This is a genomic window from Cryobacterium sp. TMT4-31 (assembly GCF_004403385.1).
Lineage (GTDB): Bacteria > Actinomycetota > Actinomycetes > Actinomycetales > Microbacteriaceae > Cryobacterium > Cryobacterium zongtaii.
This window is the reverse complement of record NZ_SOGI01000058.1, coordinates 141,703-159,293: the sequence shown is the minus strand read 5'-3', so window position 1 is coordinate 159,293 and position 17,591 is coordinate 141,703. Positions and strand designations below refer to the sequence as shown.

Genomic DNA, 17,591 nt, shown 5'->3' with positions numbered 1-17,591 from the left:
GCGTCACCCCCAGTCGAGCGCGAGCACCCAGGTGCCGTCGGCGTCGTGGCGCAGGTCGTACCGGTGCTGGTCCTCGCCGCCCTTGGCGGCATCCAGCCGCCACAGTTCGGTGTCGATGCGGGTGGGCGTACCGCTGTGCTCCCACCATCGGGTGCGCGTGAAGACGGCCTGGGGTTGCCCGATGACAGTGTGTTCGAATCGGTCCCACACGAAGGCCCGGGGGTCGCCGTCGGCGGAAAGCTCGACCTGCACTGCTTTGTCTATGATCACGGCTGTGTCTTCGAACTGAGGGGCGTCGACAATCTGGGTCATGGGCCCACCTTCCGCGTTACTTCGAACAAATGTTCGATATTCGAAAGTGTACGTCACGCCTCCGACAGACGCCAGCGGATGGAGCGCGCGGTCGGTGGGTGGTTCGCGGGGGTAGCCCACGGACCGGCGCGGGCGCACTCTGGTGTTCCATGTCGACGAATCCGGAATTCACGCAGATCAATCCGCTCTTCGCCCGGCCCGGTGAAGATTCCCGCGCCCCCCGCCACACGTTGGCGGCCGGCCCGATGGGGCCGGAAACGGCCTACCAGATCATTCACGACGAGATCATGCTCGACGGTAATTCCCGGCTCAACCTGGCGACCTTCGTGGGCACCTGGATGGACGACTACGCCCGCAGGCTCTACGCCGAGTCCTTCGACAAGAACATGATCGACAAGGACGAGTACCCGCAGACCGCGGCCATCGAGGACTACTGCTGGCACATCATCGCCGACCTCTGGCACGCGCCGGAACCGCGGGCGACCATCGGCACATCGACCATCGGGTCGTCCGAAGCCTGCATGCTCGGCGGACTGGCCTTCAAGCGTCGCTGGCAGCAGTCCCGTCGCGCGGCCGGGCTGCCCACCGACAAGCCCAATCTGGTGATGAGCAGCGCCGTGCAGGTCTGCCGGGAGAAGTTCTGCAACTACTGGGAGGTCGAGGCGCGTCTGGTGCCGGTGACCGACGAACATCCGTGCCTGGACGGGCACGACCTGGCCGCCCACGTCGACGAGAACACCATCGGTGTCGTGGCCATCATGGGCGTCACCTACACGGGGATCTACGAGCCGGTACAGGAGATTGCCGCCGCACTCGACGCCATCCAGGCCGCGACCGGGTTGGATGTTCCGATCCACGTCGACGCGGCGTCGGGCGGCATGGTCGCGCCGTTCCTGCAGCCCGAGCTGATCTGGGACTTCACATTGGAGCGGGTGCATTCGATCAGCACCTCGGCGCACAAATACGGCTTGGTCTACCCGGGGCTGGGCTGGGTGGTCTGGCGCAGCCGCGAGCTGATGCCAGAGGAGCTGGTCTTCAACGTGAGTTATCTCGGCGGAGACATGCCGACGCTGGCCCTGAACTTCTCCAGGCCCGGCGCCCAGGTGCTTCTGCAGTACTTCCTATTCCTCAGGCTCGGCTTCGAGGGCTATCGGCTCGTGCAGCAGACCTCGCAGAATGTCGCGCTGTTCCTGTCCAGCGCCATCGCGGAACACGGCGCCTTCACCCTCATCAGCGATGGATCCGACATCCCGGTGTTCGCCTGGAGTCTCAAGGCCGGGCACACCGACAAGTGGAACCTGTTGACCGCGATCACCGAGGAGACCGCATACCTCGACAGGCTGGAGGGTGCGATGCCGGCGGAGAAACACCACCCGGGCTTCACCCACTGAGCGCCCGAACTGAGCGCCCGAACTGAGTGCCCGGTCTGAGTGCCCGGTCTGAGTGCTCGATTGAAATGACCGGCAATCCTCCCTATTCCGAGCCGGCCGAGCGTAGCATTTGCTTGGGGCGCATCGACATAGACGCCCGCGTTAGAAGGTACTCATGACACTCAAAGTGGAGTCTCAAGAATCGGTGGAGGTTCGGCCGGCGGAGTCTCCAAAAGCAGAGTCGTTGACAACGGAGTCTTTGAAGACAGAGCCGCGGAAAACGGAGTCGCTCCGAACGGAAACTCGGAAATCGGAATCCCGGGAAACGGAGCCTCCCGCGACGCGGTCTCACGACATGAGGCCCCAGACGATGGAGGACCAGGCCGCGGAGGTCGTGAAGGCCCCGAGCCCGGTTGCGCTGGTCACCGGAGCCGGCTCGGCGATGGGACGGGCGGTCGTCCGCAAACTCCTGGAGAACGGCTATGCGGTCGCCGGCATCGACGCCAAACCCACCGACCTCGCCGGCGAACAGCACTTGGTGCTCGTCGGCGACATGAGCACCGAGCACGGCTCCAGGCTGGCGGTCTCGCAAGCCATCGACACCTTCGGCCGGCTCGACGCCGCCGTGTTGCTGGCCGATATCGGCGCGTCCAGCACTCTGCACATGCCCGGAACGGAGGCCGAGGGGGAGCGCCTCCTTGCCCGCAATCTGAACAGCATCGCCCTGGGCATTCAGGCGGCTGTCGAGGGACTCTCGATCGACGGGCACCGGAGCATCGTGGCGACGGCGTCCGTAGCGGGACTATTGGCCGACCCGGGCAACTGGGCCTACCACGCCTCGAAGGTCGCCATGATCGACCTCGTGCGCTCCACAGCCCTGACCTATGCGGCCAGGGGAATCCGGGTGAACAATGTGGCCTCCGGCCTGATGCGGGCGGATGAACCGAATGACACCCCGGCCACTCAGACCTTCGGCCGGGATTTCTCCCGCCGCATCCCACTCTTCAGGCTCGCCCAGCCATCGGAGATCGCGGCGGTGATAGCTTTTCTGATCTCCCCGGCAGCGTCCTATGTGACGGGCACCACCCTCGCCGTCGACGGCGGGCTGACGGCATCCGCCGGGCTCGTGTTCTGAAGCGAGAGCGGCCGACAAACCTGCGAATGCCCTGACCAAATACCCGCGGCCCACGGAGCGAATGATCCACATGGGAGAATGTCGCTCCGGGGCAAACTCTTACGGGATCGGCACCGAAGTACCAGCGCGGAGTCCGCTCCGCCACGAGAGGCGGACGCATCCGCCGCGAGGGAGACACCGTGGGGACTCACACGACGCTGGACGAGATGCGCCAGGCCGACAGCATCCTGGCCGGCATCCGCTCTGCAGACGACCTGACCATCGCCGCCAGCCGGGACGGCGGTAACCGTGCCGTTCGCCTGCTCACCCAGGCCGCGCTCGACCCTACCGACCAGCTCACCGCCATAGCGGCCGTGCACTCGCTCGCCCAGGTATTCGACGAGTCCGCCGACGACGTCCTGGTGTCGCTGCTCGAGCACGACTCGGCCTACCTGCGCGAACACGCCGCCTGGGCGTTCGGCACCAGGCTCCCGCGCTTCGATGCCATCGGAGGCCTGTTGCAGATGGTCGTCGCCGGCGGCTTCTCCGGCATGATCGCCCAACGTACCCTCGAGCAGTGGGCGGCATCCGTCCCCGAACACGTGGCACTGGCCACCGAAGGCGCCATGCTCGGCATCGCCGACCCGGCCGCCCGCGCCCGCCTCGTCGAAACCCTGGGCCTGATCTCCGGGCGGATCCCGGAGCGGATGCTGCGACGCATCGCCGGGGACGCCGGCGAAGGCCTCGACCCCCGGGCGGCGGCCGTGGCCGCCCTCGGCGATAGACCGGCCACCGACGCCGCCATCAGCTTGGTGACGGTCCTCGCCCGCGGCGACGACGACCTGGCCGACGTGGCCAGGCTCGCCCTGCTCGACCTAACCGTGCCCGCCTACCCGCGTGCGCCGTGGAGCCGGGGCCAGACCGTGGCCCAGCTGTTCCTGCACGCTGACATCGACCGTGAGCTCAGCCAGGTGGGGTCCGGCGACAACGGCGGCATCGCCACCCTCCTGGTGCGGCTCGGCGACGCCCTCGTGGCCGGTGACGACGGCTCACCGGCCGTCGACAGGGTGCTCACCCTGTCCCGTGGCGGACCCGCCGCCGCCCTGGCCTGCCTGCCGGAGGTCAGTTCCACCCTCTCCGGGCACGCCTTCGCCACGGTGCCGTTCCTGGGCGCCCCGATCTCCTCCGCCGACGCGTGGCCCCGCCGGGTGGCCGTGCAGCGCGGCATCCGCCGGATTCTGCGAGCCGCAGGCACCGTCGACGTCATGCACCTGCGGATGGCCGACGTCGGCACCCTCGCGGCATCGACCGTCGCCCGCGAGCTCGAGATCCCCATCGTCTTCACCGTCGCCCCAGACCCGCACAGCGTCATCAACGCCATGGACGCCTCCGGCGCCCTCACCCGGGCCAACTTCGGTACCGTCGACGAGGTCGAGCACTTCTGGTTCCGAGCCCGACTCGTTCAGCGGATCGCGGCCGATGCCGCGCACACCGTGCTCTTCCCCCGCCCTGAGCTGGAGCGGGACATGCGCGACCTCGTCGGTATCGACATCACCGCGCACCCCGAGCGGCACTCGGTCGTCGCGGAGGGCATCGACCTGACCGTGATCGAACGCTCCGGGCAGGCCGCCCTGCAGGCCGACCCCGCCGACTTCACCGACCTCGACGCCCTGCTGGAGACCCTGCCGGCGTCCCGACGCCACCTGCCGCTGGCGGTCACGGTGGGCCGGTTGCACAGGGTGAAGGGCATGGCCACGCTCGTGCACGCCTGGGCCGATGACGCCGCCCTGCGGGAACGGTGCAACCTGCTGATCGTCGGGGGAGACCTGCTCACCCCGTCGGTCGACGAACGCCGTCAGCTCGACCTGATCGGCACCGCGGTGCCGCTGGACGCCGCCGCCGAACACGGCCTGCTGCTGGCCGGCCACCGTGCCAACGACGCGGTCGCCCGCTGGCTGGCCGCCGCCCGGCATGGGCGGCCTGGTCTGGCCGCTCCGCGCGGCGTGTACGTCTGCGCAAGCATGAAGGAAGAATTCGGCATCGCCCTGCTCGAGGCCATGGCGACCGGGCTCACGGTGGTGGCCCCCGACGCCGGCGGGCCGGCGACCTACGTCGAGGACGGCACCACGGGGTTCCTGGTGAACACGGCGGATGCCCGCAGCCTCGCCGGCGGGATCACTGCGGCTCTCGACCTGGCCTCCAGCCCGTTCGGCGACGAGTTCGCCCAGCGGGCCGCCGACATGGTCTCGTCGACCTTCGCCATCCAGGCCATGGCCGGAACCCTCGGGGGCGTCTACACCTCCGTCGCCGAGGCCCAGGAAGCACTCAACTGGGCGTTGAGCGTCTCATGACCCTCCTGATCATCAGCCCGGACTACGCCTCCCACCTGTTCCCGCTCGCGACCCTCGGCAGCGCCTGGCAGGCCGCCGGCGAACGGGTCGTCGTGGCCAGCGGACCGGCCACGGCCGGCATCGTCGCCGACTTCGGCTTCGAACGGGTGAACCTGCAGCTCGGCCGCGGGTCCAACCCCGGCACCATCCGCGCCGAAGACCAGCCCACCGGCGAGGACGACGCCCTGCGCGGCTTTTTCGACGCCACCAGGGTCGGCCTCGTCGAAACGCTGAGGTTCCAGGCCGAGGCGCGCAGCACCGACCTGCTCTGGAACCCCGTGGTCGTGGCCCGCGAGGTGCAGCGCATCGTCGCCGAGATCCGGCCGGACCAGGTGATCGTCGACCACCTCGCCTTCAGCGCCCGTCTGGCCCTGATCAGCGCCGGGGTGCGGCACGCGGACGTGGTTCTCGGGCATCCGTCGGCACTGCCCGTTGGCGACGAGGTCTACGGGTACCCGGGCGCCTGGCCCGCCGCATTCACCCCTGACCCCCAGGAACTGGTGCAGCTGCGACTGCTCTGCGAGCGGGTGCGGGACGACTTCACCCTGGCGTGGAACGATGCGCTGCTGCAGCTGGATCCGACCGCGCCGCCCAGCGGCGATGCCTTCACCGAGACCGGCGACGTGCTGCTGCTCAACTATCCGGCCGAGCTGCACCCGGTGGCGCGCACGGCGCTACTGCCCGAGCACGCCTTCCTCGGTTCGGCGGTGCGGAGCGAGGCCGACGACCCCCAGGTGACCCGCTGGCTGGCCGACGCCGACGAGCGTCCCCTCGTCTACGTGAGCTTCGGCAGCTTCCTGTCGGTGCGCGGCGATGTACTCGCCCGGGTGGCCGAGGCCCTGCGCGGCCTCGACGTGCGGGTGGCGATCGCGGTCGGGTCCACCGACGCCGCCGAGCTCGGGCCCATCCCGGAGTCCTGGCTGGTGCGATCGTTCCTGCCCCAGGTGACGGTACTCGGCCACGCGGCCCTGGCCGTCACCCATGGCGGCAACAACTCGGTCACCGAGGCCATGACGGCCGGGGTGCCTCTGCTGGTGCTGCCGTTCTCGACGGACCAGTTCGCCGGCGCCGCAGCACTCGACGAAGCCGGCTTCGGCATCTCCCTTGACCCCAACACGGCGGGTGCGGATGCGCTGCGGCAGGCCGCCGCGACGCTGCTCGGGTTGAGCGATGAACCGCGGCAACGGCTGCGGGCGCTCAGCGCGTCGCTCGCCGACGGCGCGGGGCCGCAGCGGGCCTACGCGGCACTGCAGGGGGAGTCCAGCGACGCCCGACCGGCGGCCTGAACCGCGGCACGGCGGGGCTACGCGTCGATCGCGTAGACCAGCGACTCCTGCATCATGCCCAGCCAGTTATAGACGTCGTTGACCACGTGCGCCTGTTCGTCGTCGAGCTGCGGAGTGCCGTGCGGGTCGATCTGCAGGCGGTCCGCCAGGACCAGGCGCAGGTCCGTGAGGGTGCGGAGCCAGGACTGCACCTGCTGCTCGGTGAGCACGATCGGCACCGGCAGCGGGTCGTGCGCCGGGGCGTCCAGGGAGGCGTCCGCTGAGGCATCCGTCGGCTCGTCGTCGCCGAGGGCGGCGAGTACCGTGGTGGCGTTGGCGAGCTTGCCCTCGAGCAGTCCGTCGGCCGTGAAGCGGCGGAACTCCTCGGCGGCCTCCGGGTCGTTCGGGTAGGCGTCGGGCAGTAGTCGCCGGATCGCCGGTTGGGCGAGCATGGCCGCGTCGTCGGCGTCGACGGAGCCGAGCATCTGCAGCAGCTGGGACGTCACGTTGCGCAGCAGGTCGACCTCGATGGGTTCGAACATGGCCGAGACCGTGCCGGAGTCTTCACGGCGGAATTCCATCACGCTTCGGCGCTCATTCTTCGGCACGGTCCAGGGTGGCCCAGAGCCCGTAGCCGTGCATCGCCTCGACGTGCCGTTCCATCGACTCGCGGTCGCCAGTGGCCACAATCGCGCGGCCGTTGTTGTGCACCTGCAGCATGAGGCGCTCGGCCTCTGCCGCGGTCACGCCGAAGTAGCTGCGGAACACGTAGGCCACATAGGACATCAGGTTCACCGGGTCGTCCCACACCACGGTCACCCAGGGGCGGTCGAGGGAGATCGCCTCTCGGACTCGGGTGGATTCATCGATCTGGGGCACCCGTTAAGCCTCACACGCCCGCGCCGATCCTGCCACCACCGGGGGAGAAGCGGCGCATGGCAAGATGGGGAGATCGTGAGACACCAGCACCCTGAGACACCCGCATGAGCCGCCGCCGACCCAATCCGTCCCTCTTCCCCCATCGACGGGGCACCCGGGGCCAGAGCCCACGCCTCCTGCTGACCCTGCTCGTGATCGGCGGTATCGTCGCGGGCGTCAGCTACTTCTCCACCGACCTGGCCGACCGGCCCACGACCCAGGCGACGGTCCCACCCGGCGCCTCGTCGACCGCGCCGATGCCGGTACCGCCCTCCGGGCTCACCAGCGCAGAGGCGCTCGCGTTGGTCGCCGCGCTGCCAGACGCCGTCTACACCGACAACGGCAGCTATGCCGGCAACCGGGAAGAGCTGTTCGGCGATGCCTGGGCCTTCGATTTCGACCAGAACGGCTGCGACACCCGCAACGACATCCTCACCAGGGACCTCACCGGCACCGACATCGATCCGGCCACCTGCCGGGTGTACACGGGCATCCTCACCGACCCGTACACGGGCGAGACCATCGATTTTGTGCGTGGGCAGGACACCTCGGCCGACGTGCAGATCGACCACCTGCTGCCGCTGAAGGCCGTGTACGCCACCGGCGGAGAGGCCTGGCCGGCCGAGAAGCGGGAGGCGCTGGCCAACGACCCGGTCAACCTGCTGGCGGTGAAGGGCACCGAGAACTCCTCCAAGTCCGATTCGCTGCCGAGTGAATGGCTGCCCGGTTTCTACCCCGACGTGTCCGACCGGCACGACCTGGGCCAGCGCGTGGTCTGGGACGACCTGCCGGAGGACACCGGCCTGCAGTGCTGGTACATCGACAAACTGGTGCCGGTCTTCGTCGCCTACGACCTCGGGCTCACCCCGGAGGACCGCGCGGCGATGACGGCCGTCCTCAGTACCTGCGACGCCTGAGCCTGACAGCCGCGATTCCGTTCAGCCCAGTGCTGACCGCGGGCCAGGGGATCAGGCCTGGGGCACGGGGGCGTGGTGCGGGCGGCCCGCGGCATGGCCGATGGCGGTCACCACGAGGGTGATCACGGCTGTGAGGGCGATGCCCCAGCCGATGTGCACCATGAGCAGCAGGGCGCCGACGCCGGCTCCGGCCAGGATCAGCACGATCGCGGCGAAGCGGCGGAACCAGGGCTGGTTCTTGGCGCCGCCGAAACGGGAATCGGCGGCGAAGCCGGTAATGGTGGAGGTGACGACGACCGTGGTGACATCCTTCACGGCGATGTGCCGGGCCACCGCTGCCTGCAGACCCATCACGGCCGCCAACAGCCCGGTCACGATCAGGTCGAACGGGGCCGGGGGAGTGCCGTCCACCACGAACAGGACGATCGACAGCGCGGCCATCACCACGCCGACCGCGCCGAACAGCACCGTCGACTCGGTGGTCCAGCCGACCTTGACGTGGCGCAGCACCCGGCCGCCGATCGCGGCACCGACCATGAAGGTGAACAGCGCGATCAACGGGCCCACCACGGGCAGGTCGTCGGCGCCGGCGATGGCCATGCCCAGGATGACGACGTTGCCGGTCATGTTGCCGGTGAACACCTTGTCCAGGCCGAGGTAACCCACCGCATCCGCCACCCCGGTGGAGAACGTGAGGGCCAGCATCAGGCCGAGGTGCAGGTGGTCGGGCTTGCTGCGCAGACGGTGGATGACGGGGGTGGAGGGCACGGGTGTCCTATCGGCTCGGAATTGTCACGGTAGTGGCTGGTCGTCCCGGCCGCAAAACTGGCGCTACTCTCGACCAACGGGGATGCGCCGGCCGGCGTCGAGCCGGCTCCCGACCCACAACGGAAAAGGCGCATCCATGCCATTCGACGTCACGCCATTCGACATCCTGCAGCCCGGCACCGGGCCCATCCGCGCCGCGCAGTACCTGGCCGCCACCCCGGCCACCGTGCTCTGGGGCCGGCTGCCCTGTGCCACGGATGCGCCGGTGCTCGTGATCGATGCCGGCACCGAGGTCACCATCGACACGATCAGCCACGAGGGCGTGCTCGAAGACCAGGGCCGCGACCCGGCGGCCTTTTTCGCCGGCCACGGTGTCGACCGCGCCGCGGTGCTCGACGACGCCGTGCTGCTGGCCGCCTCGAACACGACCCGGGACCCCGGCGTGGACGGACCACACCTGGTCACCGGCCCGATCCACGTGCGCGGCGCCCGGCCGGGCGACCTGCTCAAGATGACCGTGCTCGAGGCCACCCCGCGGGTGCCGTACGGCGTGATCTCCAACCGGCACGGCCGCGGCGCCCTGCCCGGCGAGTACCCGCTCGGCGAGGGCAATGTGAGCGTGTTCGCCGCGCTGGCGGACACCGAGACCGGCCAGGTCGGCACCCTGCCGCTGGTGCCGGGCGGGGCGCGGAGCGTGCACTTTCCGCTCCGGCCGTTCCTGGGCATCATGGGCGTCGCCGTCGCCGGTGACACCCGCCCGCACTCGGTGCCGCCCGGTGCGCACGGCGGCAACATCGACATCAACCTGCTCACGGTGGGCTCGGCCCTCTACCTGCCGGTGCAGGTGGACGGCGCGCTGGCCTACGTGGGCGACCCGCACTTCGCGCAGGGCGACGGCGAGGTGGCGCTCACGGCCATGGAGGCGTCCCTACGGGTGACCATCCGCTTCGACGTGGTGAGCCAGGCCGACGCTATCGCGGGCTTCGGCGAACTGGTCGGACCTCTCGCCGAGACCGGCGAATTCCTGGTACCGACCGGCCTGGACGCCGACCTCGACGAGGCCGTGCGCAAGTGCGTGCGCGCCGCCATCGACCTGCTCGCCGCCCGGTACGGCATGGACCGCACCCTCGCCTACGCCTACCTGAGCGCCGCTACCGACTTCAACATCTCCCAGGTGGTCGACCTCGTCGCCGGCGTGCACGCCCGCATCCGGGTGGCGGACTTCAATGCCTGAGCCGCTGGTTGTCCCGACACCCACGTCGGTCACGGGCGCGCTGCCCGATGGGCTCCTGACCGCCTTCGCCGGCTATGAGGACGCGCTGGCCACCAACGACCTCGCGGCGCTCGACGCCTGGTTCGCGCCCGGCGAGAACACCTTGCGCGGCGACGCCGCAGGTCTGCTGGTGGGCCACGACGCGATCAGCGGCTTCCGCGGCGCCCGCAGCGCCCGCAGCGGAACGGTGGCCAGGGGCATCCGGTCGCTGCACGTACGCGTGATCGACCCGCGGCACGCCGTGATCGTGTCGGTGAACGCCCCGGATGCCGGCGGCGCCGGCCTTCTCACCCAGCTCTGGTCGCTTTCGGCGGCGGGGGATTGGCAGGTGGAGGTGGCCCAGGTGGCCGGGCCGCCGGCCGCGATCAATCCCACGGTGTGGCGTCTGGTGGGCAACCCGCTGATGGCCGCGGCCGCCTCGGGTACTCTGGCCGGCGAGACCATCGCCGTGAAGGACCTCTACGACATCATTGGCTTCACCGTCGGCGCCGGAAACCCCGCCTACCTGCGCGAGGCCTCTCCCGCCACCGAGACGGCTGCTGCCGTCGCCGCGCTGCTGGGCGCCGGCGCGAGCGTGCGCGGTATCGCCCAGACCGACGAGTTCGCGTACAGCATCGCCGGCGACAACGAGCACTACGGCACCCCGCCGAACGTGCGGGTGCCCGGCGGGCTGCCCGGTGGCTCGTCGAGCGGACCGGCCGCCGCCGTGGCGCTGGGTCAGGCCAGCATCGGCCTGGCCACCGACACGGCGGGGTCTATCCGGGTGCCCGCCTCGTACCAGGGCCTCTGGGGACTGCGCAGCACGCACGGCGCCGTCGACAGGGCCGGTCTGCTGCCGCTGGCGCCCTCGTTCGACACCGTCGGCTGGCTCACCCGCACACCGGGTGTGCTGCGGGCCGCCGCTGCCGCCTCGCTCGACCCCTCGCAACAGACCAGCGCTGCCCAGGCGGATGCCCCCACCCGTTTCGCCGTGTCGAGCGCGCTGGTCTTCGCCTGCGACGACGACGTGCAAGACGTATTCGTGGCCGGACTCGACAGGCTCACCCGGGCCGGGCTGCTGCCCGCACCCGACCTCGTCGATGTCGGCGACCTCGCCGAGGCGCTGCGCATCTTCCGCGCGATTCAGATGGCCGAGGCGTGGAAATCCAACGGGGACTGGGTCACCGCTCACCCCGGCACCCTCGGTGCCGCCGTCGCGGGCCGGTTCGAGATCGCGTCCCGCACCGACCCGGCCGCCGAGGCCGAGGCTCGCATCGCGCTGGCCGCCGCCCGCGAGCGGTTGGACGCTGTGCTGGACGGACGCATCCTGCTGCTGCCCTCGGCATCGTCGACCGCCCCGTCGCGGCACGCGAACCCGGCCGCGATCGATGCGACCCGCACAGCCACGCTCACCCTGACCAGCCCGGCCGGGATCGGCGGCTACCCGGCGCTGTCCGTGCCGCTGTTCGAGTCGCGAGGCAAACCGGTGGGGCTCTGCCTGGTGGGACCGCGGCACACCGACCTCGCCCTCATCGACATCGGGGCGAAGCTGGCCGCCGGGAGGTAATCACTCGAAACACGACTGAAACACCTGTTGCGTAGACTGGGAATCTGAAACAGATGATTCAGAATTGCCGAAGGGTGAAACAGTCATTTCCAGTCTGCCGATCAATCCGCCGTCCCGCCTGCTGATGGGCCCCGGCCCGGTGAACGCCGACCCCCGGGTGCTGCGTGCCATGTCCGCCCAGCTCGTCGGCCAGTACGACCCGTCCATGACGGCGTACATGAACGAGACCATGGCGCTCTACCGCGGCGTCTTCAAGACCACGAATGAGCACACCCTGCTCATCGACGGCACCTCCCGCGCCGGGATAGAGGCGGCGTTGGTTTCGCTGATCAGCCCCGGTGACCGGGTGCTGGTGCCCATCTTCGGCCGGTTCGGCCACCTGTTGCGCGAGATCGCCGAGCGCGCCGGCGCCGAGGTGCACGTGCGGGAGATCGAGTGGGGCACCGTGTTCACCCCCGCCCAGATCGAGCAGGCCATCCGCGAGACCAAGCCGGCGCTGCTGGCGATCGTGCACGGCGACACCTCCACCACCGTGGCCCAGCCGCTCGACGAGCTCGGCGATATCTGCGCCAGGCACGGCGTGCTGTTCTACACCGACGTGACCGCGTCGCTGGCCGGCAACACCTTCCAGGCGGATGCCTGGGGGCTGGACGCCGTGACCGCCGGCCTGCAGAAGTGCCTGGGCGGCCCCTCCGGCTCGGCACCGGCCACCTTCTCCCCGCGGGCCGTCGAGGTGATCAATGCCCGCAAGAGCATCGAAGCGGGCATCCGCGAGGCTGGCGACGCCGTGAACGCCAACCCGATCCGCTCCAATTACTTCGACCTGTCGATGATCTTCGACTACTGGGGACCCAAGCGCCTGAACCACCACACCGAGGCCACCACCATGCTCTACGGGGCCCGCGAATGCGCCCGGCTGCTCGTTGACGAAGGTATGGACACGGCCGTGGAACGGCACCGGCTGCACGGCGCGGCGATGCTGGCCGGCGTGCAGGGCCTGGGCTTGAACGTCTTCGGCGACCTGGAACACCGGATGAACAACGTCGTGGCCGTGCACATCCCCGACGGTGTCACCGGCGACGCCGTGCGCGGGGAGCTGCTGAACGACTTCGGCATCGAGATCGGCACCTCGTTCGGGCCGCTGCGCGGCTTGGTCTGGCGCATCGGCACCATGGGCTACAACGCCCGCAAGGACACCGTGCTGACCACCCTGGCCGCCCTCGAGCAGGTGCTGCGTCGCGCCGGCGCGAGCGTGACCGGCGGGGGCGGCGTCGGCGCCGCCTACGAGGTCTATCAGGATGCCGCGGGCGCATGACGACGCCTGATCCGTCGAAACCACTCACCGGCGCCGCCGCCGTGCTCGAACGCTGCGACGAACTCGCCAGCCACTCCAGCCTGTCCGACGGCCTGATCGAACGGGTCTACCTGTCGCCGGAGCACGCTGCGGTGAACGCTCTCGCCGCCGGCTGGATGCGGGACGCCGGCATGGCCACCTGGCAGGACGCCGCGGGCAACCAGTGCGGCCGGCTCGAGGGAGCCACCCCCGGCCTGCCCGCGCTCCTGCTCGGCTCGCACCTGGACACGGTGCCCTCGGCCGGCCGGTACGACGGCATCCTCGGGGTGCTCACCGCCATCGCCGTGGTCGAGCGCATCAACGCCGACGGCCGCAGCCTGCCGTTCGCCCTCGAGGTCGTGGCATTCGGCGACGAGGAGGGCACCCGGTTCGGCACCGCGCTGCTGGGCAGCCGGGCGCTGGCCGGCACCTGGCTGGATGCCTGGTGGGAGCTCACCGACGAGGTGGGAATCACCCTGCACGACGCGTTCGTGGCCTTCGGCCTCGACCCGGCCGCCGTCACCGCCGCCGCCCGCACCTCCAACGACTTCGTCGGCTACCTCGAGACCCACATCGAACAGGGCCCGGTGCTCGAGGAGAACGACCTGCCGCTGGGCATCGTCTCGTCGATTGCCGGCGCGCGGCGCTTTCAGATCACCATCACCGGCAAGGCCGGACACTCCGGTACCCCGTGGACGCACCGCCGCGACGCCCTCGCCGGGGCCAGCGAGGCCATCGTGGCCATCGAACGGCTCGCCCGCGATGCCGACCTGATCGCCACCGTCGGGCACCTCGAGGTGTTCCCCGACGCCGTCAACGTGATCGCCGGCCGGGCCGAATTCAGCCTCGACCTGCGTGGCCGCTTCGATGCGGACCGCGACGCGGCCTGGCAGCGGATCGAGGCCCTGCTCGAGGAGATCTGCAGCACGCGTGGACTGCACGTCGCCGTGCACCAGACGCACGCGGCACCGGCGGCGCACTGCAGCGACCGGTTGCGCGGCGTCATCGCCGCGGGCATCCGTGCCGCGGATGGCTCTGACGACGGGTCGACGCCTCTGGAGCTGCTCTCGATGGCTGGACACGACGCGATGGCCGTGGCGCACATCACCGAGATCGGCATGCTCTTCGTGCGCTGCGCCGGGGGAGTGAGCCACCACCCCGACGAGTCGGTCACCGAGCCCGACGTCGCCAGGGCGCTGGATGCCTTCGAGGCCGCCGTGCTCGCCCTGGCCGACGGTCACACGCTGCAGGACCCGGCATGACGCTGAATATCGGGCAACGCATCGACGGCCGCTACGGCGAGCTCTCCCCGCAGGAGCAGCGCGCCGCCGACTTCATCCTCGACCACATGAGCGACCTCGCCGTCTATAACGCGTCCGAGCTGGCCCGGCTCAGCGGCGTGTCCAAGGCCACGGTGTCCAGGCTGTTCCGCCGGCTCGGTTTCCAGGACTCGGCCGAGGTGCGCGAGCACGCCAGGTCACTGCGCAACCTGGGCTCACCGCTCGGCGGCCCCGGCGCATCCGCCGGCACCCCTTCGCGGCTCGCCGCGCACGCCGAAGCCGAACAGGACAACCTGCGCCGTCTGCTGGTCACCCTGGAGGACGGCCGGCTGGATGCCGCGGCCCGGCTGGTACGGTCGGCCCAGAACGTCGTGATCGTGGGGCTGCGCAACAGCTACCCGCTGGCGCTGCACCTGCGCCAGCAGCTGGTGCAGGCCCGTGACCACGTGCGCCTCGCGCCGCTGCCCGGCCAGTCGCTCGGCGAAGAGCTGGCCGGCCTCGGCCCGCGTGACGTGGTGGTACTGATGGGCTTCCGCCGGCGGGTCTCCGGCTTCGGGGACATCGTTGCGGCCATCCGGAGCCGCGAGGTCCCGCTGGTGCTCATCGCCGACTCCTCTGCTCGCAAGTACTCCGACCAGGCCACCCACTGGCTCGAATGCCCGGTGGATTCGGTGTCGGCCTTTGACAGCTACGCCACGGCCATGAGCCTGATGAACCTGCTCGCCACCGGCGCGATGGGCGCGCAGGTGCGGGAGAGCCGCACCCGGATCGCGGCCATCACCAGCGTGTACGAGGACCTCGACGAGCTCGAAGCACCCTGGTGAGCGCGCCCGGTTCCGGGTGTGGCGCGGACTGCCGCGTGCCCGGCTCGTCGACGTCCAGGCCCGTGCCCAGGTCGTCGCAGGCCACCGCGGTCGCGTCTCGTGCCACCAGGTACTGTCGTGCACCGCTGTCGCCGGTCAGGCTCGCTCGCAGCGGCGCCCAATGCTCGCGACCGATCACCACCGGATGCCCTGGCCGGCCGCCGAAGTGCGCCTGCCGGAGGGTCTGCGGGATTGCTCCGTCGATCAGCCGGCGCACGGTGGCGGCAGTGAGGTCGGGCACGTCCACCAGAACCAGGGCTACCGCGGTGACGATGTCGTTCTCTCTCTGCTGCAGCCGCGCCAGGCCGGCATCTAGGGATGCCGACAGTCCCGCTGCCCAGTCCTCTGCGTGCACCACCGTCAGCCGGTGCGGCCTTTCGAATCGGGCCGCGGCCGAGCGCAGCAGGCCTTCGGCCTGGGTCCCGCTCGCTCCGAGCACCACAACAACGGGGTCGCAGCCGCCGGCCTCCAGGGCCAGGGCGGCTCGCACCAGCCAAGGCTCGCCGGAGGCGTCGACGACCAGCGACTTGGGTTTGCCATACCGGCTGCCCGCGCCGGCGGCCAGGACCAGTCCGGCCACCCGAGGAGTCTCTGCGGAGTGCATGCCTGTCATCGTACGGGCAGCGGCCCGGGCTGCACGTCGTCTTGTGCCCCGCTCGCCGCTCACCGCCCCGACCCTCGTCATTCCACCCCTCGTCAGCCCGATTTTCGTCACCCGGAGGACCCCATGACCACGATTCCTGTCGGCGACGAGCTGCGCGCCGCCCTCCTGGCCTGCCTGGCCGTTCCGCGCTGGGCCGACGCGGTGGCCGTCCGGGCGCCGTTCTCCTCGGCCGCAGACCTCATCGAAGCGGCCAGGGCGGCCGCAACACCGCTGCCCTGGAGCGAGATCGACGAGGCCATGGCGGAGCATCCGCGGATCGGCGAGAAGCCCGCGGGCGACTCGCAGGCAGCGGGGTTCTCCCGGGCAGAACAGGCGTCGGTCGACTCCGACGACGCCGAGCTCGCGGCGGCCATCGCCGACGGCAACCGGATCTACGAGGAGCGTTTCGACAGGGTGTTCCTCATCCGCGCCGCCGGCCGCAGCCGCCGGGAAATCCTCGCCGAGCTACGGCGCCGGCTCACCCTGGACGACAACACCGAGGCGGCAATCGTGGGCTCAGAGCTGCGCGACATCGCCCTGCTCCGGTTAGGGGTTCTCGCCCGTCAGTGGCAGGATGACTCGGTGCAGAAAACCGAAGCCACCGACTCAGCAGCCCCGCGGGATGCCCGGTGATGAGCGCGCGCAGCCACATCACCACCCACGTGCTCGACGCGGTGTCCGGCAGCCCAGCGGCATCCGTGGGCGTGGTCCTGGAGCAATACCTCGACGGGGGTTGGCGCGAACTCGCCACGGCGCAGACGGATGCCGACGGCCGGGTTGCCGACCTCGGGCCAGAGGCTGTGTCCGCGGGTCGGTACCGCATCACTTTCGAGACCGGCAGCTATTTTTCGGCTCGGGGCCAGAGCACGTTTTACCCCTACGTCACCATCGTCTTCGAATTGGACGACGAGTCGGCGCACTATCACGTGCCGCTGCTGCTCAGCCCGTTCGCGTACTCGACCTATCGGGGTAGCTGACTAGAGGGGTCGCTGAGCCGTCCGGCTGCGAACCTCGAGCTTTTTCATCAATACGGAGGCCGGGAGCAGGGCGAGGCCGAGTGGAATCACGATGTTCCGCAGTGGACTGACCACGAAATAGAGCGCATCCAGGGCGATGCTGGGGCGTCCCTGTGCGGCCAGTGTGCCCATCCAGCCGTCCAGCGAGGCGACCACGAGCAGGCCGACCAGCGTGAAGACGATCCCGGCCCAGAACACCCCGGCGGCGGTGATGCGGCGGGCCGGCTGCGCGGGCACCGTCGGGACCCGCTCGATCAACCGGGCGACGAAAAACGCCGCAATCATCAATGTACCCAGGGGTGCCACCAGCAGGAACACGACGTCGAACGAGCCGAACCACCAGCTGTTCGCCACGGCCTGGAGCGAGTCGGTGGCGACGAGGCGGTAGGCGAGGTCCCTGCCGACCTGGACGAGGACGCTGGCCGTGATCAGGCCGATGCCGATCCAGAGGATGCTGCGTGCGGACAGGTTCGCGGGCATGGTGTCCAATCTGTGTATGCAGAGGCAGGTCAGCAGCGAGATCACTGGGGGCGCTGCCCAACCTAGTGGTCTAATCCGACGGCGACACCCGCTGGGTCATCAA

Annotated in this window: 18 protein-coding genes; 12 read left to right on the top strand and 6 right to left on the bottom strand. The window is 70.1% G+C overall.

Annotated features, from left to right (window positions below):
- Positions 1-3 precede the first annotated feature (3 nt).
- Positions 4-312 carry a hypothetical protein gene (locus tag E3T19_RS13790; RefSeq protein WP_088455940.1) on the bottom strand — a complete coding sequence of 103 codons (309 nt, stop codon included), beginning with the start codon at positions 310-312 and terminating at the stop codon, positions 4-6.
- Between the two features lie 149 nt (positions 313-461).
- Here E3T19_RS13790 and E3T19_RS13785 point away from each other — a divergent pair, with 149 nt between their 5' ends.
- The 4 genes from E3T19_RS13785 to E3T19_RS13770 all read left to right on the top strand — a co-directional run bounded on the left by E3T19_RS13785 (position 462) and on the right by E3T19_RS13770 (position 6,472).
- A complete protein-coding gene (locus E3T19_RS13785) occupies positions 462-1,703 on the top strand; it encodes a glutamate decarboxylase (protein ID WP_134409089.1) in 1,242 nt (413 codons plus the stop codon).
- Positions 1,704-2,037: 334 nt separating this feature from the next.
- Positions 2,038-2,817, top strand: coding sequence for an SDR family NAD(P)-dependent oxidoreductase (locus E3T19_RS13780; protein WP_166788879.1), 780 nt, complete (start codon positions 2,038-2,040; stop codon positions 2,815-2,817).
- 179 nt (positions 2,818-2,996) lie between these two features.
- The gene (locus E3T19_RS13775) at positions 2,997-5,147 is read left to right on the top strand and encodes a glycosyltransferase (protein WP_134409087.1); all 2,151 of its coding nucleotides are present in this window, start codon (positions 2,997-2,999) and stop codon (positions 5,145-5,147) included.
- Positions 5,144-6,472 (top strand): glycosyltransferase, encoded by a 1,329-nt coding sequence (locus E3T19_RS13770; protein ID WP_088455944.1) that lies wholly within the window; start codon positions 5,144-5,146, stop codon positions 6,470-6,472. The genes E3T19_RS13775 and E3T19_RS13770 overlap by 4 nt, the downstream gene beginning before the upstream one ends.
- A gap of 17 nt (positions 6,473-6,489) precedes the next feature.
- On the opposite strand, the gene E3T19_RS13765 is transcribed toward E3T19_RS13770, so the two are convergent.
- A complete protein-coding gene (locus tag E3T19_RS13765) occupies positions 6,490-7,032 on the bottom strand; it encodes a DUF2017 domain-containing protein (protein ID WP_088455945.1) in 543 nt (180 codons plus the stop codon).
- Positions 7,033-7,045: 13 nt separating this feature from the next.
- A complete protein-coding gene (clpS, locus tag E3T19_RS13760) occupies positions 7,046-7,330 on the bottom strand; it encodes an ATP-dependent Clp protease adapter ClpS (RefSeq protein ID WP_088455946.1) in 285 nt (94 codons plus the stop codon).
- 104 nt (positions 7,331-7,434) lie between these two features.
- Here clpS and E3T19_RS13755 point away from each other — a divergent pair, with 104 nt between their 5' ends.
- Positions 7,435-8,286 (top strand): HNH endonuclease family protein, encoded by an 852-nt coding sequence (locus tag E3T19_RS13755; RefSeq protein ID WP_241980225.1) that lies wholly within the window; start codon positions 7,435-7,437, stop codon positions 8,284-8,286.
- Positions 8,287-8,337: 51 nt separating this feature from the next.
- Here E3T19_RS13755 and E3T19_RS13750 read toward each other — a convergent pair whose 3' ends face one another.
- The gene (locus tag E3T19_RS13750; protein ID WP_341476132.1) at positions 8,338-9,054 is read right to left on the bottom strand and encodes a YoaK family protein; all 717 of its coding nucleotides are present in this window, start codon (positions 9,052-9,054) and stop codon (positions 8,338-8,340) included.
- 136 nt (positions 9,055-9,190) lie between these two features.
- On the opposite strand from E3T19_RS13750, the gene E3T19_RS13745 reads away from it, so the two are divergent.
- The 5 genes from E3T19_RS13745 (at position 9,191) to E3T19_RS13725 (ending at position 15,310) form a co-directional block, all read left to right on the top strand.
- Complete coding sequence (locus E3T19_RS13745; protein ID WP_088455948.1) at positions 9,191-10,288, top strand: acetamidase/formamidase family protein; 1,098 nt, start codon at positions 9,191-9,193, stop codon at positions 10,286-10,288.
- On the top strand, positions 10,281-11,873 hold the full coding sequence (locus E3T19_RS13740) for an AtzH-like domain-containing protein (RefSeq protein WP_134409085.1): 1,593 nt from the start codon (positions 10,281-10,283) through the stop codon (positions 11,871-11,873). The genes E3T19_RS13745 and E3T19_RS13740 overlap by 8 nt, the downstream gene beginning before the upstream one ends.
- Positions 11,874-11,997: 124 nt before the next feature.
- Complete coding sequence (locus E3T19_RS13735; RefSeq protein ID WP_134409102.1) at positions 11,998-13,188, top strand: alanine--glyoxylate aminotransferase family protein; 1,191 nt, start codon at positions 11,998-12,000, stop codon at positions 13,186-13,188.
- A complete protein-coding gene (locus E3T19_RS13730; protein WP_134409084.1) occupies positions 13,185-14,468 on the top strand; it encodes an allantoate amidohydrolase in 1,284 nt (427 codons plus the stop codon). Before E3T19_RS13735 ends, E3T19_RS13730 begins: the two co-directional genes overlap by 4 nt.
- A complete protein-coding gene (locus E3T19_RS13725; protein WP_103431617.1) occupies positions 14,465-15,310 on the top strand; it encodes a MurR/RpiR family transcriptional regulator in 846 nt (281 codons plus the stop codon). The genes E3T19_RS13730 and E3T19_RS13725 overlap by 4 nt, the downstream gene beginning before the upstream one ends.
- Here the strand turns inward: E3T19_RS13725 and E3T19_RS13720 are convergent.
- A complete protein-coding gene (locus tag E3T19_RS13720) occupies positions 15,264-15,953 on the bottom strand; it encodes an NTP transferase domain-containing protein (RefSeq protein ID WP_134409083.1) in 690 nt (229 codons plus the stop codon). The genes E3T19_RS13725 and E3T19_RS13720 overlap by 47 nt on opposite strands.
- Before the next feature lie 123 nt (positions 15,954-16,076).
- Between E3T19_RS13720 and uraD the strand changes: the two genes are divergently transcribed.
- Together uraD and uraH are read left to right on the top strand one after the other, a co-directional pair.
- Positions 16,077-16,625 (top strand): 2-oxo-4-hydroxy-4-carboxy-5-ureidoimidazoline decarboxylase, encoded by a 549-nt coding sequence (gene uraD, locus E3T19_RS13715; protein ID WP_134409082.1) that lies wholly within the window; start codon positions 16,077-16,079, stop codon positions 16,623-16,625.
- Complete coding sequence (gene uraH, locus E3T19_RS13710; protein WP_088457957.1) at positions 16,625-16,969, top strand: hydroxyisourate hydrolase; 345 nt, start codon at positions 16,625-16,627, stop codon at positions 16,967-16,969. Before uraD ends, uraH begins: the two co-directional genes overlap by 1 nt.
- Here the strand turns inward: uraH and E3T19_RS13705 are convergent, their stop codons facing one another.
- Positions 16,970-17,488, bottom strand: a complete 519-nt coding sequence (locus E3T19_RS13705; protein WP_121678480.1) for a hypothetical protein — start codon at positions 17,486-17,488, stop codon at positions 16,970-16,972.
- Positions 17,489-17,591: the final 103 nt, after the last annotated feature.